The organism is Carnobacterium sp. (assembly GCF_040274425.1).
On record NZ_JBEMBC010000001.1, the window covers coordinates 16,625 to 42,764 of the forward strand.

Below are 26,140 nucleotides of genomic sequence, written 5' to 3' on the forward strand. Positions count from 1 at the left end.
TTATTATGTTTATTCTTGCTCATGTGATAATCCGGTTTGCTTTTGAAAAGAGGAAGAGCCTATTTTATTTTGATTTTTATAGATGTTGTATATTTGAGCAAGTACCATAGGGTCTTTAATTGTCGTATCTAGAAAGTATAAAATAGCATCATTAACTTTGGTATCATTATTGTGTTCAATCATATCTTTTAATGTGAAGTTGTAATCGTGTAGATTTTCCAGCATATGGTGATAATCTTCGATAAATAATTTGAAATTATGCCTATCCTGTAAAGTTTCTTTAGTAATCGTATTTTTATTATGGAGATTTAAAAAATATTCTTCTTTAGTTATAGTTAAATAATTCACAATGCATTCTATATCACGAGAGTCTTCATCGGAAAAATTTAAATTCATCTTAAAACCCCTCCTATTTGATAAATCATTTTAATGCGCTACAAGAGTACTGCATTATTTTAATTTAGTAAAGGTATATACCAAAATATAAAGTAAAAAAATAGTGAAAAAATGATAAGAATGTTATAATATTTTGTATACTTATTCAATAACATATTAACTGCATAATATGGAGGAGGAATTAATATGGGATTGATGTTATCAGAAAAAGAGATATTAGCAAATTTAGAAGCTAACGGGTTATTGAGTCCAATGACAGAAAGCACAGCTGTGTGGGCACAAATTATGCCTTCTACAGGATCTTTAGTGCTATTTGGAGCATATGCACAGTTGGCAAAAGGTTCTTATTTTATTTTATGTATGGAACAAGATAAAGTTATTTTGTTGCCCGTTCATAAAGTAACTGGAAAAATAGATGCAAAAAAAGAACCAATCATCATGCCTTTTGAAGAATTAGACTCGGTCGAAGTGGGTAAAAATACTTTACTACACAAGGTAACCTTTACAGCGGGCGAACGAGTTATGCCTTTAAAAATAAATAAATTTGCTGCTGGAACGAAATGGCACAAAAATAATTTAGAAAAAGCATTAGCAGAAATAGAAAAATGCCAGACACTTGTGGGCCAACAGTCTACATAGTAATAAAATAAATAATCCATCCTGTCTTTCGAGAAAGGATGGATTTTTGTTAGTCTAAATAATACTTTTTAGTGACAATCAATTCTTCATTAAGTTCATAAACAAGCGGTTGGCCAGTCGGGATTTCAACAGCCATGATTTCATCGTCCGATATTTCTTCTAGATATTTGATCAAAGCCCGGATCGAATTTCCATGAGCAGCAATCAATACGGTCTTGTTGTCTAAAATAGCTGGAGCAATATGATCTTCCCAAAAGGGAATCACACGTTCCAACGTGACTTTTAAACTTTCGCCCATTGGAATGGTCCGTTTTTGGAGGTTAGCGTAGCGACGATCATTTAATGCAGAGTTTGGATCATCTGGCTTCAATAATGGTGGTAGAGTATCATATGAACGACGCCAAATGAGGACTTGTTCTGGCCCGAATTCTTCAACTGTCGCTTGTTTATTTAACCCTTGCAAAGCCCCATAATGACGTTCATTTAACCGCCATGATTTTGTTTCTGGAACCCACAATTGATCCGCTTCTTCTAAGACAATATGGCAAGTCTTGATGGCTCTTTTTAAGACAGACGTAAAAGCAAAATCAAAATTGATTCCAGCATTTTTTATCTTTTGTCCTGCCATACGTGCCTCTTCATAGCCTTGTTCACTTAAATCAGCGTCCATCCACCCTGTAAATTGATTTAATTTATTCCATTCGCTTAATCCATGTCGTACAAAAATAAGTTTCAATTTGAACACCGCCTTCTTTTGTAATAGAATGCAAACTTCCTCTTTAGTTTACTCTTGTTTTTTATAAAAGCTAATCATATGATAATAGCTCTTACTGCATAGTGATGAAGAACTTTTCTTGTAATGAAAGAGGTGGGCTGTCGAGTGTTGAAAATAGACGCTCATTTTTTTATGAGCTATACTTATTTTGAGTATGTAATATGTATATAGTAGTTAGTTAAAATAGGAGGGATTAGATGTACACTGATTTAAATAGCAAAGTAGCCGTCATTACAGGTGGTTCAAAAGGAATTGGAAATGCAATTGCTAGACGGTTGTCAGAAGAAAAAATGAAAGTAGTCATCAATTACCACAGCGATAAAGAAGGAGCAGAAGAAACAGTAGAGGAGCTTAAAAAATCTGGCGGAGAAGCTGTAGCAGTTCAAGCTGATGTTAGTAGTGAAGAAGGTGTAAAAGCTCTATTAGATGCAGCAATTTCTAATTTTGGCGATTTAGATCTGTGGATCAATAATGCGGGAATGGAAAATAAAGTGTCTACTCATGAACTGACTTTAGAAGACTGGGATAAAGTCATCAATGTGAATTTAACCGGCGTTTTTCTGGGCTCTAAAGCAGCTTTAAATCATTTTTTAGAAAATGATAAAAAAGGAAACATCATTAACTTGTCTTCTGTACATGAACGCATTCCTTGGCCCACATTCGCGCATTACTCCGCTAGTAAAGGTGGGGTGAAATTGTTCAATGAGACCATTGCACTAGAATATGCGCATAAAGGGATTCGAGTAAACAGCATTGCTCCAGGAGCGATCAATACACCAATCAATGCTGAGAAATTTGAAAATAAAGAAGAAAAAGAAAAAACGTTAACCATGATCCCGATGAATTACATTGGAAAACCGGAAGAAGTTGCAGCAGCTGCAGCTTGGCTAGCTTCTAATGAATCAAGTTATGTAACAGGTACCACGCTGTTCGTTGATGGCGGTATGACGTTGTATCCATCTTTTGAAAAAGGTGAAGGTTAAAGACTTATAAAATGGATAAATGTTTAAAAAGTCTTGAATAATGCAGTTTTTAACCCAGTAAATAGCCGTTTATTGGTTAAGAATAGCAATTGTTCAAGGCTTTTTTATGTGGATGATTAATGAATTTAAAAGAAATTTCTCATTTAAGAGGTGCAAAATTAGACGTCTATTTTGCTGTAAGATATACTAGTTAAGAAACGAACGGTTACAATTAAGGGTTCGATGTACGATAATGAAGGGTTAGATTGAATGAAAACTATTACAATATTGATTCCTGCTTACAATGAAGAGGCAGTAATTGACAAAATGTATGAAAAATTAGATAGCGTCTGTGGTAGTTTATCTCAGTATGCATTTGAATTTTTATTCGTGAATGACGGCAGTACCGATAGAACGCTTGAGCAGATAAAAGCTTTTAAGGAAAAGGATTCACGTGTGCAATATGTGGATTTATCCCGTAATTTTGGGAAAGAAACAGCCATGTTGGCAGGATTTGATTATGCTAAAGGAGACGCACTGATTATTATTGATGCCGATCTTCAGCAACCTCCAGAAACATTTGCTGAAATGATTCATTGGTGGGAAGAAGGCTACGATGATGTTTATGCTGTGCGTAAAGAACGCGAAGGGGAGACTTGGCTAAAAAAATGGACCTCTGATATGTATTATCGTGTTTTACAAAAAGTTGCTAAAGTAAAGGTTTACCCGCAAGCAGGTGATTTTAGATTACTAGACAAAAAATGTGTGGCTGCACTGACTCAATTGAGAGAGCATGAACGTTACACAAAAGGAATGTATGGCTGGATAGGATTTAAAAAGAAAGAAATTTCTTATATAGCAGAAGCTAGAGTGGCGGGAGAAACAAAATGGAAGTTGTCAGCTTTGATGAATCTGGCTTTAAATGGCATAACATCTTACAGTACGATGCCTTTAAGAATTTGGTCAATTATTGGGTTTATCATTTCGGTGTTTGCCTTTGTCTATTTGACGATTGAAATTATTCGAACGATGTTATTTGGAACAAGCGTTGCTGGCTATCCTTCTTTAATTGCCGGCATCTTATTTTTAGGTGGTATTCAGCTGATTTCACTTGGTATTATCGGAGAATACTTAGGTCGAGTTTTTGTCGAAACGAAGGAACGGCCGGTATACTTTATTCAAGAATATTCAGAAAAAGAAATGAAGAAAGAGATGGATGTAAGTGATGACAAAGATAAAGAATCTCGTTAGCAAGTATGAAGAATTAATTGGTTATTTGATTTTTGGAGGATTAACAACGGTAGTGAATATCGTTGTTTTCTATTTATTTGATTCGGTTTTTGAAGTACATTATTTATTTGCAAATGCAATTGCTATTGTTGTATCTATTTTATTTGCTTTTTTTACCAATAAAAAATATGTCTTTAAATCCTCTACACCGACAGTCCAATTATGGTTAAAAGAATTTAGTTTATTTGTATCTTTCCGTTTACTATCGGCTGTTTTTGATATGGGAAGTATGTGGCTGTTGGTTGACGGTCTGAATTTGAATGCGAATGTTGCAAAAATCATTACACAATTTATCGTTGTGGTATTGAATTATGCATTCAGTAAATTCTTTATCTTTAAGCAAGGAGAGTGATCCAGTTGATGAAAGTCCTTGGCGAGAATTTATTAGAAGAAAAAAAGATCACTAAGCTGACATTTGCCCTTTTTACAGGTTTGTTTCTTATTATGATCACAGCGATTTATAGCTATTTTATCGTGTTGCAAAAATCATTTATCTGGGAAGGTGATGGCTTTTCGCAGCATTACTTAATTTTTAAAGATTATTTATCCCTGATAAAGACATATTTTGCAGATCCTTCAGCTGGTCTCCAGTTTTGGGATTGGACAAATGGCATGGGTGCAGATGTATTAAGTGCTTATGGGTATTATGTAGTAGGTGATCCGTTTGTTTACTTAGGGTTGTTATTTCCTGCAAGTATGACGGAATTTGCGTACCATGTGCTAGTTTTATTACGTGTGTATGCCATAGGAATTGCTTTTTTATTCTATTGTCGCAGAATGCAACTAGCGAGTTCAGGTGCTTTAGTTGGTTCATTAATGTACACCTTCACTTTTTATGTGGTATTAAATGTTACACGGCATCCTTTTTTTCTAATGCCGATGCTCTTTTTCCCGTTACTGTGTATTGGAATTGAAAAGATTTTGCACAATGAATCGAATACATTATTCATTGTAGTTGTTTTTCTCAGTGCATGTAGCAATTTTTATTTCTTTTATATGTTGAGTGTACTGACTTTTATTTACGCCGTTATCCGATATTTTAATCTATATGGTACAAAAAACAGCAAATTACTGTGGGCTTATGTTTGGAAAGCCGTCTATTCTTATTTAATTGGGTTGTTATTGTCGAGTATTTTATTCGTCCCAATTGTAGGAGGTTTCTTACAATCTTCAAGAGAGCCGGGGAATTTTGCTAGTGGATTGCTCGTGTACCCCGTTAAGTATTATTGGTCATTAATACTAAATTTATTTATTTCTGAACGTTACTTATGGACGGTTTTTGGCTATTCATCATTTGCATTATTGATGGTGCCGATGCTTTGGATGCAACGTAAAAAATTTAGTTTTATTCCAATAACTTTAGGATTATTTGCAGTGATGTTGACACTGCCGGCATTTGGTTCCATTATGAATGGTTTCGCAGGCCCCTACAATCGTTGGACATTTGCTATTCCATTGTTTGTTTCTTTAGGAGCTACAATTCTTTACAACGATCGGTTCAACTTGAAGAAAAAAGAGTATTTAGCTATGGGCTGTATGCTCCTGCTTTATGGAGGAGCATTGTTTATAGTTATTCAAGTAATCGATTTTAGAGCAGCCTTTATCGCTCCTTTGATCTTTGCAAGTGTGATGTGGCTGGTATTAGTTTTAGCAAATAAACAGCAAAATAAAAAAGCATTAACAAAACGGTCTAAAGGATTTTATTCCGCGGCATTATTACTGCTCATCATGGCGAATTTAGGCTACAATGCAATGGAGTATTATTACTCATGGGGACAAAATACGATTGAGCTATCGGTAGATTATGGAACGATTGATGATGAATATTTAACGACTTTTGATCAATTAGAGCAACAAATTCCGAAAGATACAGATATCTCTCGCATTGGAGTAACCAGTAAAGACAATCATATAAAGAATCAATTCATTATTTTAGAAGAAATGGGGCTGAATTCTTATCTGTCGGTTTCAAATGGTTTTATCTCAAATTTTGCCCGCCAATTAGAAACAGGTCAATTTCAGCTCATTCAACCGCTACGAAATGGATTTGACGACCGACAAATTGCAAATAATTTTTTAGGAGTCCGGTATATTCTTACAGAAAAAGAAAATGAAGCTTATCTTCCGTATGGGTATGAAGTGGTGGAAAACCTTTCTGATAAGAGTTCATCTTTTATTGTAGCTGAAACAAAAAATTATTTTCCTTTTGCATCTGCCAACCCGACATACCTAACGTATGAATTGTTTGAAAAAATGAATCCTATCGAAAAAGAGCAGTTCTTATCTTACGGAGTTGTGGTTGACTCAAAAGAGGTAGATACAACGGATTTGACATTATTTGATCAGTCGTTAAAGGTTGAAAGTGAAGGGTATCAATTGGTTTCGGAGAATAAAAGTAAAGCTAGCATTGAAGAAGATGGAATAACGATAAAAGAGGATAATGGAAAAGTGGAACTGCTGCTGGATGATCCTACCGTATTGCAACAGTCTGAAGTGTATGTTTATTTGGAAGGATTGGATTTTACGCCTAGCGTAAGTGACCCTTTAACAGGTACTCCTACTGCTTTTAATGCTCGAGTAAAACTAGGGGAACGAAAAAAGACGATTCGTCAATCGGATGTATTGAGTTTTAGTTCTTATTTTAAACGGACAAATATGTTGTTTAATATGGGGTTTCAAGATGAACATAGCAAAGAAGAGACAATTTCACTTCAATTTTCTAAAGCAGGAAACTATAAACTAGAAGATATTACTGTATTCGTTGTTCCTTTAGATAAGGATTATTCAGACAGAGTAATGGAGAAGAGAGACAATCAATTAAATATAGAAACGTTCACCAACAAAATGATCAGTGGCTCAATTACTATGGCTGAGCCGTCGATCTTAGCTACTACGATTCCATTTACTCAAGGTTGGAAAGCGGAAGTCAATGGTGAAAAAGTTGAAACGATTCTTGTTAATGAAGGATTTATAGGACTTCCATTGGAGTCAGGAACTTCAGAAGTAACGTTTACGTATCAACCACCATTTTTAATTTTGGGAGCTTTTCTTTCTTTAGCAGGAATAATCTTATTGGCATTAAACCATGTATTTTGGAATAAACACTAAGAGCTAGTAGAATAAAAAAAAGAACAAAAGTGAGAAATTTTCACTTTTGTTCTTTTTAGTTTTCTCTTAACGTATGGATACGATGAATGTATTCAAATTCTGAGAGATCTTCTACTACAGAAGCAATCGATTTGGTATCCGGCAAACTAAGTGTGTAAAGGTTAATGTAACTGTTTTTTTCAACATTATTAGTGTCCACACTGTAATCTAAGCTGAGAACATTGATTCGCATACTAGCAAAATAACTAGCAAGAAATTCTTTTGTCTCTTCACGATTTACATAATAAATTTCGATTCTCTTTGAACTTTGAACACGGAAGAGTTTTTTTATCACACGTAAAACAAGTAAAATAACTAAACAACCCATTAGAGCTAAAAAATAACTCCCCATACCAACAGCTATGCCTAAACCTGCTATCGTCCATATAGAAGCAGCTGTAGTCAGTCCGGTAACACTTTTTTTAGTCACGATAATCGTACCGGCTCCTAAGAATCCGATTCCGCTGATGATTTGAGCAGGCATACGAGTCATATCTGTATTTAACACTTGAGCCAGATCTGGTTGGCTTAACCCCATTTCAACTGTGCTGTACGTGACTTGCAGTTGAACCAACGTAATGATACAAGCACCGGCACATACCAAAATATGTGTTCGCAAACCAGCATCATGACCTTTGATCTCACGCTCATAGCCAATCACACTTCCAAATGCAACAGCTAAGATCAAGCGGAGAAAGATTTCGCTGTATTCTAATTCAAACATTTAAACACCTACTTTCTAGAGGAACTATGCAAAATGAAAGTGCTTTAATTGACTCTTTTTCTTTAGTATAAAGCAGACAAAAAGATTCACAAATGATTTAACTTTAACAGGGCTATAATTTTTTGATTAGTAAATAAATTAAAGCTCTTTAGTTCAGCACATATATAAAATTTTTGGAGGAATAGGAGTTGCTTGTAGCCATGTCTAGGATTCAATGCGAATTATAGAGCGTTAATGCTTCAGCAATTACGCTTTATTTAAGGCTTGAAAACCTGAAGACTTACAGGCTTCAGGCGGTCCCGTGGCTCTATACAAGCAAAACCGTTCATTCCAGAAAAAATTTCTTTTTAAAGGTTGACACGAGTTGCTAAAAAATATTTTAGACTAAAGTGCCGTTACTCCATAGATTATCAGTCTCACTAATCCTGCTGCCAACATAACAAAGATTGGTCCGATTTTTGTTTTTCGCAGTAAAATTAATCCAATACCAAACAAAATCAAGGAAATCCAATCTAATTCAACCCATTTAACTGGAAGTGTTTCGCTGTTGAATAAAGCAGTCAATAGGATAGACAATCCAGCAGAAGCAATCAAAGCAACAACAGCCGGACGCAACCCCTTAATAATTCCTTGGACTAAAGACAACCCCTTATATTTATAATAAAGGACGGCTAAAAGCAGCACGATAATAACAGAAGGTGTGATACATCCTAATGTAGCGACCAGCGAACCGGGTATTCCGGCTACTTTTGTTCCTACAAAGGTAGAAGCATTTAAAGCAATCGGGCCAGGGGTCATCTGTGAAATCGTTAGAATATCAATATATTCAGTACTAGACAACCAATTGTTTTGCTCGACTACTTGTTCTTGAATCAAAGGCAAAGCTGCATACCCACCTCCAAAGCTTAAAGCCCCAACTTGGAAAAAACTCCAAAACAATTGCAAATAAATCATTTATTTAGCCCTCCTTTAGTTAAATGTGACTCTCTATAGGTTGTATAAGCACCTATTGCGCCACAAATAAATAAAATAATGACAATATTAATTGATGTAAAGGCAGCCGCTAAGAAAGCAAGGATCATGACAAGGATGGGTAAGATCTTTTTATTTTTAGTAATTCCTTTGACCATGTCAATAACGACATTTACGATAACAGCTGCGACTCCAGCTTGCATACCAAACAATACAGCATTTACAATAGCATTATCACGAAAAGCCAAATAAAAATAAGAAACAATCGTAATGATCACCAGTGGAGGTAAAGAAGTTCCTAATACAGATAAGAGAGCTCCTCGAATACCAGCCATGCGGTAACCAATGATAATCGAAGCATTAACCGCGATTGGTCCTGGAGAAGATTGGGCAATAGCTACTAAATCAAGCATTTCTTCTTCTGTAATCCATTTCAACTCTTTTACAAAACGCTTTTGCATAAGCGGAACAATCACATATCCTCCACCAAAGGTAAAAGCGCTCAATGTGAATGTGGATAAAAATAATGTCCAATAAAATGATGCATCTTTTTTCATAAAACTCTCCTTTTTGTTATAAAATAAATTTCATTAATTTAAGTATACATTAAAGTAATGTAAAAAAAAAAATGTACGATACAATGTACAGTAATTCTTTATACAATGGTTGTTTTTTTAAACTACTTTGATTGCAACTTCAGCTCGTTTAATTCATACTTTAATGTAGCTACTAAGATAATGAAGAAGGAACATTTGAAAATACAGCATAAGGTAGAGGAAAATAGGTAACAGATAAACTATAAATGATTATTAAGGTATAGGAGAAATGTTATGAATTTATTATTTACACTTAATGAAAACTATTTAGACCCACTCTTTACAGCTCTTTGCTCAATCTTTCGTTCAAATGATAAAGAAAAAATGACGATTTATTTGATGCATCAAAATATACCGCAAAATAGAATAATCGAAGTAGACCGATTTATAAGAGGGAATGGACATACATTCTTTCCAATAGATTGTAAAAAACTTTTTTCAGAAGAAGTAGTTATTAATCGCTACTATTCGATTGAAATGTATTATCGTCTGCTAGCTCCATTTGTACTGCCGATAGAAATAGATCGGATTTTATATCTTGATCCTGACATTATAAATTTGCGTTCTTTTTCAACCTTTTATGAGCAAGATTTTGAAGGGAAGTTATTTGTAGCGACAACACATGATTATGCTACAAAATGGATACAACCGATCAATAACCTCCGCTTAGGAACTCTATCATCTGAAGATTACTTTAATACGGGTGTTATTTTGATGAACCTCACTTTAATACGGAGCACTCGAAATCGTGAGGAAATAATTACAGCGATCAAGATTAATAAAAATCGGTTAGTTCTTCCAGATCAAGATATTTTTAACCATTTATATTGGAAGGACGTTAAAGAAGCTGATTGGCGAATTTATAACTTAGACGCTCGTTTTTATTCTCAATTAAAACGCGTTTTTCCACGTAAGTTTTCGATTGAATGGGTAGAAGAAAAAGTCGTATTCATTCATTATTGTGGAAAGCACAAACCTTGGATCGAAAGAGAAAGTTACCGACATGAACTAGGCGGTTATTATCATTATTTTGAGGATATCTTAAAACAAGAAAATGAGTTAAACTTAATGATAGAAGATAATGAATAAGTGATTGTTTTTGAAAAGATTATAGTAAATTGAAAACAAAAAGAAAGTAGGAATGATTAATGGTTAAAAAGTATGATTACATTGCAATTGGTGGAGGAAGCGGCGGTATTGCTTCAGCTAATCGTGCTGGAATGCATGGAGCGAAAGTGGCTTTGATTGAAGGCAATGCAATTGGCGGAACTTGTGTCAATGTAGGATGTGTTCCTAAAAAAGTTATGTGGCATGGAGCTCAAATAATGGAAGATATGAACCTGTATGGAGAAGACTATGGCATTACAATTAAGGATCGCCAACTAAATTTCGGGAAATTAGTAAAAAATAGAGAGGGATACATCTCTCGATTGCATACTATTTATCAAAAGAACTTAAATAATAATAAAGTCGATTTGATCAACGGTTATGCAAAATTTGTTGATGCGCATACTGTTGAAGTGAACGGGGAGCATTACACAGCAGATCATTTCTTAATTGCTACAGGTGGTCGTCCAGCTTGGCCAGAAATTCCAGGAGCAGAATATGGAATGGACTCAGATGGTTTCTTTGAACTAACGGAACTACCTAAGAGGGTAGCTGTTGTAGGAGCTGGATATATTGCTGTTGAATTAGCAGGCGTTTTACATGGGTTAGGTTCAGACACGCATTTATTTGTTAGAAAGCATGCGCCGTTACGAAATTTTGATTCGATCATTGTCGAAGGACTTGTTGAAACAATGGCTAGAGAAGGAGCAGCTTTACATATCCATGCTGTTCCTAAAGAAGTGAAAAAAAATGAAGATGGCTCTTTAACCATTCATTTTGAGGACGGTTCATCACATACAACAGATGCTGTCATTTGGGCAATTGGACGTGAACCAAATACAAAAGGTTTGAATCTCGCGGTAACGGATGTTGAATTAAACGATGGTGGGTATATTAAAGTAGATAAGTACCAAAACACAACGGCTAAAAATATTTATGCTATTGGAGACGTAGTCGGTCGTATAGAATTGACCCCAGTTGCTATTGCCGCAGGACGCCGACTATCTGAGCGCTTATTCAATAATAAACCAAACGAGTTTTTGGATTATACGAATATTCCAACCGTTATCTTCAGTCACCCGCCAATTGGAACGATTGGAATGTCTGAAGAAGAAGCAAAGGAAACCTATGGTGAAGCTGATATTAAAGTGTATACATCCATTTTTACTTCTATGCACAGTTCTATAACAGCTAACAGACAAAAAACGTACATGAAATTAGTGTGCCAAGGTGAAAATGAAAAAGTAATTGGTTTGCATGGACTTGGAAGAGGTTTGGATGAAATGATCCAAGGATTTGCTGTGGCCATAAAAATGGGAGCAACAAAAGCGGATTTTGACAATACAGTAGCTATTCATCCCACTGGATCGGAAGAGTTTGTTACAATGAGGTAATCAAAAAAACTATTGTTTAAATAAAATAGAATTTAAGACAAAACCTGGCTCACGTCACTTTGTAATCTCACTCTTCCACAGAAGAGTGAGATGTTTTTTTTGTTCACTTATACGTGGAACTAACTTTGATGGAGAAGTGGTGATTATTTTGTTGTCACTGTTCCATGAAGAGGCAATCCACGTAAGAGTGGTATCTCTCGCAATCGAAAAGGTTGGAAAAAAATAGTTAAACAAAGAAAACTCACGCTCACTTCTGATGAAACAGACCATCAAAAATAAGTTTGAGTTCTCTGGTGAACTTTTTTATAAAAGCTCTTATTAGATTTTTAGCAAATTAACTTTAAATGGATTCTCTTGTATCAATACCAAGAGCCATCAGTGGTATAATGGAAGATTTTTCCGTTCATGAAGGTGATAGAAACAAAGTTTTGTTTAGAATCAACTTTGATTTCAACGATGTTGTCCATAGTATATTCTGGAGGGTTATGCAAGGTATCCATGTGATGAGCGTATACTAAACTGAGAGTTTCCATTTGTTCTTCATCTAAGTCGAAATAGCCTTTGATTTCATTTATTTTCGAGACCATGACAACCCCTCCTATGGTTTATTACTAATTATACTATTAACTGTAAAAAAAATAAAAAGAACTGTTTGGAAATAATAATAGAAAAAACACCAAAACAAATGAATCAACCATCTGTTTTGGTGCTCTTTTGAATGATAAAATTATACTATTCGTAAGTCCATTCGCCAGTGCTATTGTAATGTACGAGTTCACCATTATCAAAGTGAACGTCTACGGTTTGAAGACTATTGTTCCATACGACTTCTTTAATATTTTCCTTACTGTATTTAATAGGATCATCCAATGTATCCATATGTTGTGCGTACACATTTGCTAACCAGCTGATTTGATTTGAATCTAACTCGCTGTAGCCTTTTACTTGTGTGAAATCCATACTAGCTCCCCCTTGTTTATGATAAATCTATTGTAACGCAATACTTGTAAAATAAAAAAAGAAAACCCTTTAGTATAAGAAATTGAAATTAGTTAGCAAGATCAACAAATTGAAGCTGAACTAAGAAAGCGGTTGAGAATTAAAAACAAATAAGAGGAAATAAAGCTTAAATTTTCCGAATTTCTTAATCTAACTGGTTTTATCAGATAAAACACGAACATTAAGTTGATTAATTTGATTGAATATTTCTTTTGTGGTTGTTTTATAGTGAACCATCTTCTATAATTAACATACAATGTTTAGAACCGAATATAATTAAGCGATATGGGCTTTAAGTTTCTACCGGACACCGTAAATGTTCAGACTATTGGTTCTAAATAAACTCATTTAGGTTTATTTAGAGAGTCATTAGACACATTGGAAGAACTGCGATTATTTATAGTTATTTTTTTGTCCTTATATCTTTACGAATGCAGTTAGGTAGAAAACTAAAAACTCAGTAGGTTTAACTATTCAGGTTCACTTGTAATACAAATAAAGTGGGGAAATAGTAAAATGGAAAAGTTTTTTAAGTTGAAAGAAAATGGAACTAAAGTAAGCACTGAAATCACGGCAGGTCTAACAACTTTCTTTGCAATGTCTTATATTATTTTTGTTAACCCAGCAATTTTATCTTTAACGGGTATGCCTACACAAGCTGTTTTCTTATCTACTATAATAGCTGCTGCTATTGGTACGTTAGTGATGGGATTATTTGCAAATGTGCCTTATGCACAAGCTCCTGGAATGGGATTGAACGCATTCTTTACGTATACAGTTGTTTTTGCACTAGGATTTTCATGGCAAGAAGCTCTAGCAATGGTATTTATCTGTGGAATAGTGAATATCTTAATTACGGTAACAAAAGTACGTAAATTGATTATTCATTCCATTCCAGAAAGTCTGCAACATGCTATCAGCGCTGGAATTGGTGTTTTTGTTGCTTATATTGGAATTAAAAATGCAGGTTTTCTTCAATTTACTTCTGAACCGGGAAATATCCAATCGATTAACAATGCTCCTTTTGATGCAGCAGCTTCTTCTTACCCAGATGGTATTTCAAATATTGTAACAGGTGGAGGAATTGTTCCGGCATTAGTTAATTTTACAAGTCCAGGATCATTACTAGCATTGATTGGTTTGATCATTACTGTGATTCTATTAGTTAAAAATGTTAAAGGTGCTATTTTGATAGGAATTATCCTTACAACGGTTATTGGAATTCCAATGGGAGTTGTTGATTTATCTGTCGTATCTAACCCAGCTAATTCACTAGGAAATGCTTTCTCAGAATTAGGAACAACTTTTGGTGCAGCATTTGGTAATGAAGGTATGATTTCATTATTTACAGATGTAGCACGTTTACCTTTAGTTATTATGACGGTTTTTGCTTTTAGTTTGTCTGATATATTTGATACTATTGGAACCTTTATTGGGACTGGTCGTAAAACAGGAATATTTAGTGCTGAAGATGAATTAGCATTAGACAATAGTGCTGGATTCAAAACAAAAATGGACAAAGCATTGTTTGCAGATGCAATCGCAACTTCTGCTGGAGCTATTTTTGGGACTTCAAATACAACAACTTATGTTGAAAGTGCCGCTGGTATTGGTGCTGGTGGAAGAACTGGTTTAACAAGTGTTGTGGTAGCTGTATTATTCTTATTAACAAGTTTATTTTCACCACTAGTAGCACTTGTACCTACTCAAGCAACCTCTGCTTCTTTAATATTAGTAGGTGTAATGATGATGTCATCATTCTTAGAGATCAATTGGGAAAATCTGGAAGAAGCCATTCCAGCATTCTTTGCTTCAATTTTTATGGGATTCTCGTATAGCATTTCATACGGTATTGCTGCTGGATTCATTTTTTATGTTATTGTTAAAGTGGCTAAAGGAAAAACAAAAGACATTCATCCTGTATTATGGATCTCAACTGGATTGTTTGTTCTTAATTTCATCATTATGGCTTTTATTTAAAAAGAGTTTAAATAAAAAATTTCTAACATGTACCTAGGTCACCTTTAACAATACAGGAGAAAAACTGTTATTGTTAAGGTGATTTTTTTGTAGATTTTAAAGATACTACTCAAGTTGGATTGCATCACCTTGTTCTTCTTGTACAATAGAAGAAATGAATGAGAAATGAGGAATAAAAATGAATGATTTAAAAGAAATTTTATCTCAATCAGTAAAAGGGATAAAAGGGTATTTTAAAGCAGCATTGAAACTATCTGCATTGACCTTTATCCTACTATGTATTGGGTTTATTATCATTGGAATTGATCATTGGGGATTAAAAGCTTTAGGAATTGCTATTGTAGATATGGTTCCAATTTTAGGAAGTGGAATCATTATGATTCCGTGGGCATTGATTTATTTCTTTATGGGAAATACCACAATGGCTTGGCAACTAGGATTATTGTATATCGTTATCAATGTTATCCGTCAAGTTGCTGAACCGTTTGTTACGGGTAGAGAAATTGGTGTAAGACCTCTTTACACCTTTATTTCGACTATTGCTTGTATCCTGCTATTTGGCCCATTTGGAGCTATACTGGGAGCACTCGTAGCCATAGTAATAAAAGCTGTTTACGAAGTGAAAATGGTTCGGAAAAGTTATCCGAGTGAATAAGAAATAAAAAAAGAGCTTCGTTACTCTAAATTAGAGTAACGAAGCCTTTTTTATTCATCTTTTGAAAAGTAACCGAGCAGTTTAAAACCGTCATCCTGTGGCTGGTAGCCAATGTCAACACGAGCTTGGTCAATATCTAAACGTGGGAAAGTATTGTTTGAAATACCATTAACGAGTAAGAAGGGTTCTTTTAGTGATGCAGTTAAACAACAGTCTACAAGATGGCACATATCTTTGCCTGATAAGTAATTTGACATGGCATCCGGTGTAGCTAATGCAGGCAAGTCATCACCTTTAAAATCTCCAATGCGAAGGCCAATCGATTCTAATCCGGTTGTAAAAGCGTAATGGCTGGCTAAACCTTCTAGATAGACTTTAGATACCCCATACAAATCAGCAGGACGTACGGGATCATTTGTAGCGACTTGTACATTTTGCGGATAAGCATCAACAGCATGGATCGAACTAGCAAAAATAATCCGTTTGATAGATTTACTTTTGGAAGCTTCTAAGTAAAGATTATGTGGGATTTTATAGTTTAAATCTAAAAGACTATCATAGAATTCTGCGTCAGGGCTAGGATCTCCAGCTAATTGTATGACATAATCTATTCCATCCAACAGGCCTTTCCAGTTCTCTAAGACTGATAGATCCAATTCTTTTGTAGTAGTTCCTTCTACAAGTTCTTTGTCTGACTCAGAAAAATCGATATCGACTAAAGTTAACTTATGTTTCTTTTTAAGATGAGTTGTTAAGACTTCTCCAATGGTTCCAGTTGCTCCAGTAATGAGGATGTTAGCCATAATATAATCTCCTTAGTAAAAATAAGTTAAGTTAAAAAGAGCACCACGTTAGCAGTACTCTTTAGGGGGAAACAAATTTAAATGTTACTTGTTATTCTTGTCATCTAAGTCGCTTTTTACTTTGCCGACCTTTTTTTGAACTCCGCCTTTGGTTTTTTGAGCTTTACCTTCAGCTTGTTTGCTATGGTCGTTTGTAACATCACCATAAGAATCTTTGGCTTCGCCAACAACCTTATCTTTAATACCTTTAAGTTTATCTTTCATTCCGTTATCTTTTTCCATGTTCAATTCCTCCTATGAAACTAGATTTTTTGACGGTGATACTATTATCTAACTAAATTTTTAGCTGTAAACTTAAAACTTTTGGAGCTGAGATAATAAATACCTTTTACATAAAGAAGCATAACTTCTTGTAAATAAAAAATCAACTAATACGCTTTCAGGTTAATCTGGAAAATTAGGAATTTAAGTTTTTATCAGATATGTGCTAAAATAAAATTAGAATAAATAACCTAGTCATATAAAAAGGAGTCGTCTCATGAAGGTATTGGCAATAGACACTTCTAATCAAGCAATGAGTATTGCAGTGTTAGATGGAGAAAGAATTATAGGAGAAATTACGACAAATATTAAACGGAATCATAGTGAGCGTTTGATGCCTGCTATTGATGAGTTAATGAATGATGTTCAATGGAAACCTAGTGAACTAGATCGAATCGTAGTTGCTAAAGGTCCAGGTTCGTACACAGGTTTGAGAATTGGTGTAACGATCGCTAAAACGTTAGCATGGACTTTGGGTGTTGAATTAGTTGGCATTTCTAGTTTGAAAACACTAGCTGGAAATTGTGAGTCCTCAACACACTATCTTGTTCCTTTATTTGATGCTCGTCGTAAAAATATTTATACTGGTTTATACCAATGGCAAAATGGAAATTTGGTTCAAATTGAACCCGATACGCATATTTCAGCAGAATTATGGGCTGAGCACTTAAGTGGAAGAGAAGGTACATTTGAATTAATTGGAGAAGACAGGTTTTTATATAAAGATACATTTGAACAGCATTTAACGAACCGGGTGTTTGAAGCGCCGTTAAAAGATCATCTGCCAAAAGCTGGTGTTTTAGGTTTATTAGGGATAAAGGAAGAACCTGTAGATGCACACATGTTCACACCTGACTATTTGAAACTAGCAGAAGCGGAGGAAAATTGGCGTAAAGAGCATCCAGATCAACTGGAGGAAGCTTATGTTGAAAAAATTTAAGCAGTGGTTTATTAATGAAGAAGTTATTACGCTTACTAATCAAATGGATTCCAATAAAAAGTTGGCAAAACGAGCACAACTAGAAAATAGAACCTTTCAGTTGGATGATGGTTCTCTTTTACACACTTCGATTGGATCAGAAGCTGATATTTCCGCTATTTTAAAAATAGAAACACTTTGTTACAATGGGAAAACACCATGGAATAAAAAAGCATTAGAACACGAAATCAAAACAAATACTCGCTCTATTTACTTAATTGTTCGGAAATCCAACCAAGCAATCGGCTTTATCGGCGCTTGGTTAGTAGATGAAGAAGCTCATGTAACAAATGTAGCTGTCATTCCAGCTCATCAAAAACAAGGAATTGCTACTTTTTTGATTTCGGAATTACAAACAATTTCCCAATATGAAGGCATGAAAAAAATGAGTTTAGAGGTTCGAGTTTCAAATGAAAATGCACAGCGATTATATAGTAAGCTTGGTTTTAAAAAAGGGAAGATAAAAAAAGCATACTATACCGGTGACCGAGAAGATGCACTGGAAATGAGTAAGCCGTTATGAGGAAATGAACAATGGACAGTTATTTAAATGAAAAGACAGTTTTTTTATTTAATCAAAATGGAGATTTAACAGCACATGAATTGTTTCAACTGGCTGAAGATAGTTATCCTAATGGGAGTCCTTGGCCTGTTGAATCGTATAAAAGTGAATTAGCAGGATCCCATAACAAATATGGAATAGCTTTGCAAAAAGCAGATAAAGTAGGATTTATAGGATATACTCAACTTTTTGATGAGGTAGAAATCACTACATTTGGTATTCTAAAGCCTTTTAAAAATCAAAGAATCGGCCAATCCTTTTTAAGAGCATTTATCAAACAGTTAAAAGCTGAAGAAATCAAAACAGTCTTTTTAGAAGTTCGAGAGCAGAATAAAGCTGCGATTGCTGTATATGAAAGAGTTGGTTTTGAAACAATTGCGTTGCGCAAAAATTATTACCATCATCCAGTTGATCATGCCTTGATCATGCAGTTGAAGATATAAAAAAGAGACATAAGTTGAATAGATTCTAGTACAGAAAGAGTGAAAGCATGACTATAAAGAGAAATCTAATTTTAGCAATTGAATCGAGTTGCGATGAAACCAGTGTGGCCGTGGTTGAAGATGGGACGATTGTCCATTCAAATATTGTTGCTTCACAAATAAAAAGCCATATGCGTTTTGGTGGAGTAGTGCCTGAAATCGCTAGTCGACATCATGTTGAACAGATTACGCAATGCATAGAGGAAGCTATGAATGAAGCAGACGTTAGTTATGAGGACCTTTCGGCAGTAGCTGTTACACAAGGACCAGGATTAGTTGGTGCACTGCTGATCGGGGTTAATGCTGCAAAGGCCATTGCTTTTGCGCACCGATTACCGTTGATTGCTGTCAACCACATGGCAGGCCACATTTATGCCAATCGTTTGATTAAACCGCTTGTTTTCCCGCTCCTAGCGCTAGTAGTTAGTGGGGGACATACTGAACTGGTTTACATGAAAGAAGATGGAGACTACACAATTATTGGTGAAACAAGAGATGATGCAGCAGGAGAAGCATATGATAAAATTGGTCGAGTATTAGGATTGCCTTATCCTGGTGGAAAAAAAATAGACGAGATGGCTCATCTTGGAGAAGACACTTATCATTTCCCAAGAGCTATGTTGAAAGAAGATAACTATGATTTTAGTTTTAGTGGATTAAAAAGTTCCTTTATCAATACTGTTCATAACGCCAATCAAAAAGGAGAACCGTTAAATGACGTGAATTTAGCTGCTAGTTTTCAAGCAAGTGTGATTGAAGTCTTAATTTCAAAAACGCTAAGAGCCGCTAAAGAATTTAAGGTGAAGCAATTAGTTTTGGCAGGAGGAGTAGCTGCAAATAAAGGATTGCGTGATACGCTTACGAAAGTTATGGCTGAAGAATTGCCAGATGTAGAATTGATTATTCCACCATTGTCGCTGTGTGGAGATAATGCAGCTATGATCGGAGCAGCGGCTTCAATTCAGTATCAAAACGATCAATTTACGGATTATGCGTTGAATGCTAAACCAGGCCTGACCTTTAACTAACACTTTAAAAAATAAATTTTGTTCTGATATTTAGATCATATGATAGAACCAAAAAAAAGGGGAGACTGTTGTCTCACCCTTTTTTTGGTTCTTATTGTAATTCTTCTAATTCCAGACTTTTTTCTTCCCATTCACTCACTAAACTGTCTAGTTTTTCTTGAGTAATGGTAATTTCTGTGTTCAGTTCCTGTACACGTAAATGGTCACCAAAAACTTCTGGATCAATTAATTGTGTTTCGCAGTTTGTAATAATTGTTTCAAGTTCATCCATTTCTATTTCAATCGCTTCAATACGACGTGTCAACTGACGAAGTATTTTTTGTTCTGCCTTATTGATTTCACGATTTCCTTTGATCGTTGGAACGGGTTCAACTTTGGATGTCTCAGCGATCTTCGCTTCAGCCAACAAACGCAGCTCTTCTTGCTCAGCTTTTTTTGCAAGGTAATAGTCATAATCACCTAAATAAAGGGTACTGCCGTTTTCAGAAAGTTCGATGATGGTTGTTGCAATTCGATTGATAAAATAGCGGTCATGAGAAACAAATAGTAGGGTTCCATCAAAATCAATTAATGCATTTTCTAAAACCTCTTTACTGTCGATATCCAAATGGTTTGTTGGTTCATCTAACATTAGAAAATTGTTTTTGTTCATTGCCAACTTAGCTAAAGCTAAACGTGCTTTTTCTCCTCCACTTAGTGAAGAGACAGATTTTTCTACATCGGCACCGGAAAATAAGAAACTACCTAAAATGGAGCGAATATCTTTTTCAGGAGTAGTCGGATGTTCATCCCAGAGCTCAGCCAATACAGATTTCGTTGAATTCAAATCGGATTGTTCTTGGTCATAATAACCCAATAATACATTTGTTCCTAAGTGCTTTTCGCCTTGAATCAAAGGAAGTTGTCCAATTAAGGATTTTAATAAAGTTGATTTTCCAATCCCGTTTGGTCCCACTAAAGCAATCGAATCGTATTTTCGAACATCTAATTCAATAGGACTAGATAAAATAGTCTCATCGTATCCAATGGCTCCATTAGCCAAGGTTAAGACAACATTTCCACTTTCTTTTTCTGATTTGAAAGAGAAGCGAGCAGATTTTTCATCTCCTTGAGGTTTATCAATCCGGTCCATTTTGTCTAGTTGTTTCCGTCGACTTTGTGCGCGCTTAGTTGTTGAAGCACGAACTAAATTGCGACTGACAAAATCCTCTAGTTTTGCTATTTCACCTTGTTGTTTTTCAAATTCTTTCCATTCTTGTTCAAGTTGAGCAGCCTTTAAGTCCAAGTATTTCGAATAATTTCCTTTGTAATGAGAGATTTTTTGGCGACTGATCTCATAAACTTCATTGACTACTTTATCTAGAAAGTAACGGTCATGGGAGACAATCAGTAAGGCTCCAGTATAAGACTGCAAATAGTTTTCTAACCAACTCAACGTTTCAATGTCCAAATGGTTTGTAGGTTCATCAAGAATCAATAAGTCTTTCTTTTCTAATAATAATTTGGCTAGAGCTAATCGTGTTTTTTGTCCTCCAGAAAGTTGGCTGATGTGTTTAGTATAATCATCTTCGTAAAAACGAAAACCGTGCAAGACAGAACGAATCTCAGCTTGATAACTAAACCCGTTTTCTTCACGGAATCGATTTTGAACGTGATCATAGCGGTTTAAAGTTGACTTGTAGAGTTCTTCATTAGAAAGTAATGCAGGATCTCCGAGTTGTTGTTCAATCGTGCGCATGTCCTTTTCTAGTTGAATGACCGGTTCAAAGACTGTTAACATTTCATCCCAAATGCTTTTTTCAGAAGATAAACCAGTATTTTGAGCTAAATAGCCAATAGTCACTTGTTTTCCTTTGACGATCTTTCCAGCATCAGGCTGCTCGATATCTGCAATCATTTTTAGAAGGGTTGATTTACCGGTACCATTTCTACCGACTAATGCAATGCGTGAGTTTTCTTGAATCTCTAAATAAATATTTTCAAACAACACATCTGCTCCAAAATAACGAGCTACATGTTGCGCTTGTAATAGAATCATAGTTTTGGTCCTCATTTCATCATTCTCAATAATAGTTTAGCACATATTATGGTCAAGGGAAATTACAATCCCATAAAAGCTAACTTTTTAGAAGCGGATTCACAAGCTTTCTTGTGAATTTTAATAAGATAATAAGTAGAGCGGAAAAAGCTTGTCACTATTTTTGAAATTAATGGTAGTATTAAAACTAAAAAATGATATAATAAGAACGTTCACTAAAAAAAGATTGTGAAGAAAAAGATATAACGATTTGCTTGTGAAATAAAACAACGAATCAAATCAAGCAAGTAGACTAATGACTGATGGAGGAAAAAAGAATGGTAGAAAAGAAAATACCCAATGCAACGGCTAGGCGATTGCCGATATATTATCGCTATTTACGATTCTTACATGATTCCGGAAAAGTACGTGTTTCTTCAACTGAATTGAGCGATGCTATTAAAGTGGATAGTGCAACAATTCGAAGAGACTTCTCTTATTTTGGCGCTTTAGGAAAAAGAGGATACGGATACGATGTTGAAGATTTAATGAATTTCTTTAGCAAGACTCTTAAACAAGACCGATTAACAAATGTTGCCTTAATCGGAGTAGGGAACTTAGGACATGCTTTATTGAACTACAACTTCCATCAAAGCAACAACATGAGAATAAGTGCAGCTTTCGATATAAATGAAGAAATTGTTGGCACTATTTTAAGTGGTGTTCCTATTTATCACATGGATGATATGGTTGAACAATTAAAAATTCAACAGATAGAGATTGTCATCATCACTATTCCATCAGATGTCGCACAAGCAACAGTAGAACGCTTAGTTGAAGCAAATGTAAGAGGAATTTTGAATTTTACTCCTATTAGAATATCTGTACCAGACGATGTGAGAGTTCAAAATGTTGATTTGACCAATGAACTACAAACATTGATTTATTTCTTAGATCATTACAAACCTGAAAATGCGTAAAAAAAAAAGGACTCAAACCGTTTATGGTTTGGGTCCTTTTTTTATTTTAAAGTAGACTTCAAGTATTTTTGAAGCTCTAACGAAATAACTTGTAGAAAAAACTACGTAAAGTACTGAAAAAAATGACCATCCGGAAGCTCCTACAGAATCAATCGCAAACCAGATGAATACTCCTGACATCAAGTAAGTAAAAACAATTTGCATTATAAAATTACGTTTATTTATCAAATGAAAATTCCTTTCTAACAGTTAGCACGTACTTATAAGAAATTTACTAATATAACTACTGTGTTCATAATAATATGGGTGATAATAGGAGTGGCAATATTTTTAGTTTTACTATATAGAAAACAAAAGACAAAAGCCATAGCTGAGTACAATAAAATGTGTCCATCAAAATGCATGAAAGCAAAGATAAGAGAGCTAATCACCGCGGCGCCTATACCACCAGTAATATCATATAAAAAGCCGAAGATAACTTTTCTGAAGACAAATTCTTCCATGATCGGTCCCATAATAGAGACAATGATCATATAAATGGGATAACTATTAACAATTAAAAGTATATTTTGAGTGTTAACGGAATCCACTGGAATATCTAATACTAAAATTTCAATTAAATTTGCGATGTATTGAGCTAAAAGCACCAGAGGGATTCCAGCGATACCCCAATAAATAATACTTTTTTTTGGTAAAGATGGACTTAAGGTTAAAGAATTTCGTATGGTAGATTTTCGATTCAGTAAGAGCATAACAACTGCTCCTAAAGTAAAACTAAAAATCGTCCCATAAACGGAAGCTTCAGTCTGGAAATTCTTTGGAGCAAGGGAAATAATGATGACCGGTAAAAATTGAGCAATTAAATAAAATAAAATAATTAAAATCGAAGTGTGACTCGTAAGTTTCTTCATATGATTAAGACCTTCTTTTTTTCGAGATAGCGTGCGCTCGTTTATATACAGTTTAATAAATAGCAATAATAGCATTCAATAGAAATTTTTTTAAAAAAAGAAGCCGGCTCTATTCTATGTAAACTGAAAATAACTTCATTTTTCAGTATAACATAAAAGGGGGAAAAAAGGGTACCACAATAGATGACACCGAATCCTATTCAATAAACCAATATTCACTTAAAAAGGAATAGAAATCAAGATGAAAATTCTTGCAATCTTTTTTAAATTTGTTATTATAAAGAAGTAGTTTAGCACTTGGTATGTTTGAGTGCTAAAGATGAAGAAATAATTTAGATGGAGGGATTTACGTGTTAAAACCATTAGGAGATCGTGTCATCATTGAAGTTGCTAAAGAAGAGGAAAAAACAATCAGCGGTATTGTTTTACCGGGTTCAGCTCAAGAGAAACCTCAAACAGGTTCTGTAATAGCTGTTGGGGAAGGCCGCGTTTTAGAAAACGGCTCAACATTAGCATTGTCAGTTAAAGTAGGCGATACTGTGTTATTTGAAAAATACGCTGGAACAGAAGTGAAGTACGACGGTAAAGAATATTTAGTGGTAAAAGAGCACGATATCGTTGCAGTCATAGATTAATCAGATAAATAAAAATAAATAAAGAAAAATGAACAAACTAAATGGATGAGGTGAAGGAAAAAATGGCAAAAGATATTAAATTTTCTGAAGATGCACGTGCATCAATGCTACGTGGAGTAGATGTTTTAGCAGATATTGTTAAAGTAACATTAGGACCCAAAGGAAGAAACGTTGTTTTAGAAAAATCTTATGGCTCACCACTCATTACAAATGATGGTGTTACAATTGCAAAAGAAATTGAATTAGAAGATCATTTTGAAAATATGGGAGCACAACTTGTTTCAGAAGTTGCTTCTAAAACAAATGATATTGCTGGAGATGGTACTACAACAGCTACAGTTTTAACTCAAGCTATCGTTCGCGAAGGATTGAAAAATGTAACAGCTGGAGCTAATCCAGTTGGGATTCGTCGCGGAATAGAAATGGCTACAAAAGTTGCTGTAGAAGAATTGTTGGCTATTTCTAAAAAAGTAGATTCAAAAGAATCAATTGCTCAAATTGCTGCTATTTCTTCAGGAAGCAATGAAACCGGAGAATTGGTTGCAGAAGCAATGGAACGCGTTGGAACAGACGGCGTTATTACAATTGAAGAATCTAAAGGAATCGAAACAGAATTAGGAGTAGTTGAAGGAATGCAATTTGATCGTGGTTACCTTTCTCAATACATGGTAACAGATAACGATAAAATGGAAGCAAACTTAGAAAACCCTTATATTTTGATTACGGATAAAAAAATCTCGAATATTCAAGAAGTTCTTCCATTATTGGAACAAATTTTACAACAAGGACGTCCATTGTTAATCATTGCTGATGATGTTGATGGAGAAGCTCTTCCAACATTAGTTTTAAATAAATTACGTGGAACATTTAATGTTGTAGCAGTTAAAGCTCCTGGATTCGGAGATCGTCGTAAAGCTATGCTTGAAGATATTGCTATCTTAACTGGCGGAACTGTCATTACTGAAGATTTAGGCCTTGAATTGAAAGATACTGAAATCAGTCAATTAGGACATGCAAGTAAAGTAGTTGTGACTAAAGATGCTACAACAATCGTTGAAGGAGCTGGTTCAGCAGAATCTATCCAACACCGTGTTGCTTTACTTAAAGCTCAAGCAGCTGAAACAACTTCAGAATTTGATAAGGAAAAATTACAAGAACGTCTAGCTAAACTTTCTGGCGGAGTTGCAGTCATCAAAGTTGGAGCTGCTACTGAAACAGAATTAAAAGAACGTAAATTACGTATTGAAGATGCTTTAAATGCAGCTCGTGCAGCTGTTGAAGAAGGTATCGTTTCTGGTGGTGGAACAGCGTTGATCAATGTTCAACGTAAAGTATCAGAAATTGAAGCTACAGGTGATGAAGCAACTGGTGTGAAAATTGTGATCCGTGCTCTTGAAGAACCTGTTCGTCAAATCGTAACAAATGCTGGTCTTGAAGGATCTGTAATTGTTGAAAAACTAAAAAGTGTAGACTTAGGTGTAGGATATAACGCAGCTACTGATGAATGGGTAAACATGATTGATGCTGGTATCATTGACCCAACTAAAGTAACTCGTTCGGCTTTACAAAATGCAGCAAGTGTTGCAGCTCTATTGTTAACAACTGAAGCTGTTGTTGCAGACCAACCAAAACCAGATGCTCCAATGGGCGGAATGGGAATGGATCCAAGTGGAATGGGCGGCATGATGTAAGCTCATTATCTTGAGGCTTAAATAGAAATTAGATTATAAAAAAAGAGTTCTGACTAATGTCAGAACTCTTTTTTTTTGTATGCAGATGGTGATTC

Annotated in this window: 28 protein-coding genes and 1 riboswitch; of the genes, 16 read left to right on the forward strand and 12 right to left on the reverse strand. The window is 34.9% G+C overall.

Annotated features, from left to right (window positions below; translation table 11 throughout):
• Positions 1 to 9: 9 nt before the first annotated feature.
• Positions 10 to 396, reverse strand: coding sequence for a hypothetical protein (locus ABS911_RS00080; protein WP_350465683.1), 387 nt, complete (start codon positions 394 to 396; stop codon positions 10 to 12).
• A 186-nt stretch (positions 397 to 582) separates the two neighbouring features.
• On the opposite strand from ABS911_RS00080, the gene ABS911_RS00085 reads away from it, so the two are divergent.
• Positions 583 to 1,035, forward strand: a complete 453-nt coding sequence (locus tag ABS911_RS00085; protein ID WP_350465684.1) for a hypothetical protein — start codon at positions 583 to 585, stop codon at positions 1,033 to 1,035.
• A gap of 49 nt (positions 1,036 to 1,084) precedes the next feature.
• Here ABS911_RS00085 and gpmA read toward each other — a convergent pair whose 3' ends face one another.
• Complete coding sequence (gene gpmA, locus ABS911_RS00090) at positions 1,085 to 1,771, reverse strand: 2,3-diphosphoglycerate-dependent phosphoglycerate mutase (protein ID WP_350465685.1); 687 nt, start codon at positions 1,769 to 1,771, stop codon at positions 1,085 to 1,087.
• Between the two features lie 236 nt (positions 1,772 to 2,007).
• Between gpmA and ABS911_RS00095 the strand changes: the two genes are divergently transcribed.
• The 4 genes from ABS911_RS00095 (at position 2,008) to ABS911_RS00110 (ending at position 7,170) form a co-directional block, all read left to right on the forward strand.
• Positions 2,008 to 2,793: a glucose-1-dehydrogenase gene (locus tag ABS911_RS00095; RefSeq protein ID WP_350465686.1), complete on the forward strand. Its 786-nt coding sequence runs from the start codon at positions 2,008 to 2,010 to the stop codon at positions 2,791 to 2,793.
• 249 nt (positions 2,794 to 3,042) lie between these two features.
• Entirely contained in the window at positions 3,043 to 4,023 is a 981-nt protein-coding gene (locus ABS911_RS00100) for a glycosyltransferase family 2 protein (RefSeq protein ID WP_350465687.1), read from the forward strand.
• Positions 4,007 to 4,414 (forward strand): GtrA family protein, encoded by a 408-nt coding sequence (locus ABS911_RS00105; RefSeq protein ID WP_350465766.1) that lies wholly within the window; start codon positions 4,007 to 4,009, stop codon positions 4,412 to 4,414. Before ABS911_RS00100 ends, ABS911_RS00105 begins: the two co-directional genes overlap by 17 nt.
• A gap of 8 nt (positions 4,415 to 4,422) precedes the next feature.
• Positions 4,423 to 7,170, forward strand: a complete 2,748-nt coding sequence (locus ABS911_RS00110) for a YfhO family protein (RefSeq protein ID WP_350465767.1) — start codon at positions 4,423 to 4,425, stop codon at positions 7,168 to 7,170.
• A gap of 55 nt (positions 7,171 to 7,225) precedes the next feature.
• On the opposite strand, the gene ABS911_RS00115 is transcribed toward ABS911_RS00110, so the two are convergent.
• The 3 genes from ABS911_RS00115 to ABS911_RS00125 all read right to left on the reverse strand — a co-directional run bounded on the left by ABS911_RS00115 (position 7,226) and on the right by ABS911_RS00125 (position 9,462).
• Positions 7,226 to 7,933 (reverse strand): MgtC/SapB family protein, encoded by a 708-nt coding sequence (locus ABS911_RS00115; RefSeq protein ID WP_350465688.1) that lies wholly within the window; start codon positions 7,931 to 7,933, stop codon positions 7,226 to 7,228.
• A gap of 384 nt (positions 7,934 to 8,317) precedes the next feature.
• Positions 8,318 to 8,887, reverse strand: coding sequence for a chromate transporter (locus tag ABS911_RS00120; RefSeq protein ID WP_350465689.1), 570 nt, complete (start codon positions 8,885 to 8,887; stop codon positions 8,318 to 8,320).
• The gene (locus ABS911_RS00125; RefSeq protein ID WP_350465690.1) at positions 8,884 to 9,462 is read right to left on the reverse strand and encodes a chromate transporter; all 579 of its coding nucleotides are present in this window, start codon (positions 9,460 to 9,462) and stop codon (positions 8,884 to 8,886) included. Before ABS911_RS00125 ends, ABS911_RS00120 begins: the two co-directional genes overlap by 4 nt.
• A 273-nt stretch (positions 9,463 to 9,735) precedes the next feature.
• Here ABS911_RS00125 and ABS911_RS00130 point away from each other — a divergent pair, with 273 nt between their 5' ends.
• Both ABS911_RS00130 and gorA read left to right on the forward strand, forming a co-directional pair.
• Complete coding sequence (locus tag ABS911_RS00130; protein ID WP_350465691.1) at positions 9,736 to 10,590, forward strand: glycosyltransferase family 8 protein; 855 nt, start codon at positions 9,736 to 9,738, stop codon at positions 10,588 to 10,590.
• A gap of 59 nt (positions 10,591 to 10,649) precedes the next feature.
• Complete coding sequence (gene gorA / locus ABS911_RS00135) at positions 10,650 to 12,002, forward strand: glutathione-disulfide reductase (protein ID WP_350465692.1); 1,353 nt, start codon at positions 10,650 to 10,652, stop codon at positions 12,000 to 12,002.
• A gap of 359 nt (positions 12,003 to 12,361) precedes the next feature.
• Here the strand turns inward: gorA and ABS911_RS00140 are convergent, their stop codons facing one another.
• The gene (locus tag ABS911_RS00140; protein ID WP_350465693.1) at positions 12,362 to 12,589 is read right to left on the reverse strand and encodes a glutathione reductase; all 228 of its coding nucleotides are present in this window, start codon (positions 12,587 to 12,589) and stop codon (positions 12,362 to 12,364) included.
• Positions 12,590 to 12,734: 145 nt separating this feature from the next.
• Positions 12,735 to 12,962, reverse strand: a complete 228-nt coding sequence (locus ABS911_RS00145; protein WP_350465694.1) for a glutathione reductase — start codon at positions 12,960 to 12,962, stop codon at positions 12,735 to 12,737.
• Between the two features lie 286 nt (positions 12,963 to 13,248).
• Positions 13,249 to 13,349: riboswitch (purine riboswitch) on the forward strand.
• A gap of 168 nt (positions 13,350 to 13,517) precedes the next feature.
• Here ABS911_RS00145 and ABS911_RS00150 point away from each other — a divergent pair.
• Positions 13,518 to 14,981, forward strand: a complete 1,464-nt coding sequence (locus tag ABS911_RS00150; RefSeq protein WP_350465695.1) for an NCS2 family permease — start codon at positions 13,518 to 13,520, stop codon at positions 14,979 to 14,981.
• 178 nt (positions 14,982 to 15,159) lie between these two features.
• Positions 15,160 to 15,636 carry an AI-2E family transporter gene (locus tag ABS911_RS00155; protein ID WP_350465696.1) on the forward strand — a complete coding sequence of 159 codons (477 nt, stop codon included), beginning with the start codon at positions 15,160 to 15,162 and terminating at the stop codon, positions 15,634 to 15,636.
• 50 nt (positions 15,637 to 15,686) lie between these two features.
• Here ABS911_RS00155 and ABS911_RS00160 read toward each other — a convergent pair whose 3' ends face one another.
• Both ABS911_RS00160 and ABS911_RS00165 read right to left on the reverse strand, forming a co-directional pair.
• The gene (locus ABS911_RS00160) at positions 15,687 to 16,439 is read right to left on the reverse strand and encodes an NAD-dependent epimerase/dehydratase family protein (protein WP_350465697.1); all 753 of its coding nucleotides are present in this window, start codon (positions 16,437 to 16,439) and stop codon (positions 15,687 to 15,689) included.
• Positions 16,440 to 16,523: 84 nt separating this feature from the next.
• Positions 16,524 to 16,721, reverse strand: a complete 198-nt coding sequence (locus ABS911_RS00165) for a CsbD family protein (RefSeq protein WP_350465698.1) — start codon at positions 16,719 to 16,721, stop codon at positions 16,524 to 16,526.
• A gap of 256 nt (positions 16,722 to 16,977) precedes the next feature.
• On the opposite strand from ABS911_RS00165, the gene tsaB reads away from it, so the two are divergent.
• The 4 genes from tsaB to tsaD are packed head-to-tail and all read left to right on the forward strand — an operon-like array spanning position 16,978 to position 19,811.
• Positions 16,978 to 17,700, forward strand: a complete 723-nt coding sequence (gene tsaB / locus ABS911_RS00170; RefSeq protein ID WP_350465699.1) for a tRNA (adenosine(37)-N6)-threonylcarbamoyltransferase complex dimerization subunit type 1 TsaB — start codon at positions 16,978 to 16,980, stop codon at positions 17,698 to 17,700.
• Positions 17,684 to 18,262: a ribosomal protein S18-alanine N-acetyltransferase gene (rimI, locus tag ABS911_RS00175; RefSeq protein WP_350465700.1), complete on the forward strand. Its 579-nt coding sequence runs from the start codon at positions 17,684 to 17,686 to the stop codon at positions 18,260 to 18,262. Before tsaB ends, rimI (ABS911_RS00175) begins: the two co-directional genes overlap by 17 nt.
• A gap of 11 nt (positions 18,263 to 18,273) precedes the next feature.
• On the forward strand, positions 18,274 to 18,744 hold the full coding sequence (gene rimI / locus ABS911_RS00180) for a ribosomal protein S18-alanine N-acetyltransferase (RefSeq protein ID WP_350465701.1): 471 nt from the start codon (positions 18,274 to 18,276) through the stop codon (positions 18,742 to 18,744).
• A 47-nt stretch (positions 18,745 to 18,791) separates the two neighbouring features.
• Positions 18,792 to 19,811, forward strand: a complete 1,020-nt coding sequence (gene tsaD, locus ABS911_RS00185; protein ID WP_350465702.1) for a tRNA (adenosine(37)-N6)-threonylcarbamoyltransferase complex transferase subunit TsaD — start codon at positions 18,792 to 18,794, stop codon at positions 19,809 to 19,811.
• Positions 19,812 to 19,902: 91 nt separating this feature from the next.
• Here the strand turns inward: tsaD and ABS911_RS00190 are convergent, their stop codons facing one another.
• On the reverse strand, positions 19,903 to 21,849 hold the full coding sequence (locus ABS911_RS00190) for an ABC-F family ATP-binding cassette domain-containing protein (RefSeq protein ID WP_350465703.1): 1,947 nt from the start codon (positions 21,847 to 21,849) through the stop codon (positions 19,903 to 19,905).
• Positions 21,850 to 22,166: 317 nt separating this feature from the next.
• On the opposite strand from ABS911_RS00190, the gene ABS911_RS00195 reads away from it, so the two are divergent.
• On the forward strand, positions 22,167 to 22,808 hold the full coding sequence (locus ABS911_RS00195) for a redox-sensing transcriptional repressor Rex (RefSeq protein WP_350465704.1): 642 nt from the start codon (positions 22,167 to 22,169) through the stop codon (positions 22,806 to 22,808).
• A gap of 21 nt (positions 22,809 to 22,829) precedes the next feature.
• Here the strand turns inward: ABS911_RS00195 and ABS911_RS00200 are convergent, their stop codons facing one another.
• Both ABS911_RS00200 and ABS911_RS00205 read right to left on the reverse strand, forming a co-directional pair.
• The gene (locus tag ABS911_RS00200) at positions 22,830 to 23,012 is read right to left on the reverse strand and encodes a DUF4305 domain-containing protein (RefSeq protein ID WP_350465768.1); all 183 of its coding nucleotides are present in this window, start codon (positions 23,010 to 23,012) and stop codon (positions 22,830 to 22,832) included.
• A gap of 56 nt (positions 23,013 to 23,068) precedes the next feature.
• Positions 23,069 to 23,719: a CPBP family intramembrane glutamic endopeptidase gene (locus tag ABS911_RS00205; protein WP_350465705.1), complete on the reverse strand. Its 651-nt coding sequence runs from the start codon at positions 23,717 to 23,719 to the stop codon at positions 23,069 to 23,071.
• Positions 23,720 to 24,069: 350 nt separating this feature from the next.
• Between ABS911_RS00205 and groES the strand changes: the two genes are divergently transcribed.
• Together groES and groL are read left to right on the forward strand one after the other, a co-directional pair.
• The gene (groES, locus tag ABS911_RS00210) at positions 24,070 to 24,354 is read left to right on the forward strand and encodes a co-chaperone GroES (RefSeq protein WP_013711397.1); all 285 of its coding nucleotides are present in this window, start codon (positions 24,070 to 24,072) and stop codon (positions 24,352 to 24,354) included.
• A 62-nt stretch (positions 24,355 to 24,416) separates the two neighbouring features.
• Complete coding sequence (gene groL / locus ABS911_RS00215) at positions 24,417 to 26,045, forward strand: chaperonin GroEL (protein WP_350465706.1); 1,629 nt, start codon at positions 24,417 to 24,419, stop codon at positions 26,043 to 26,045.
• The last annotated feature ends 95 nt before the right edge of the window (positions 26,046 to 26,140 follow it).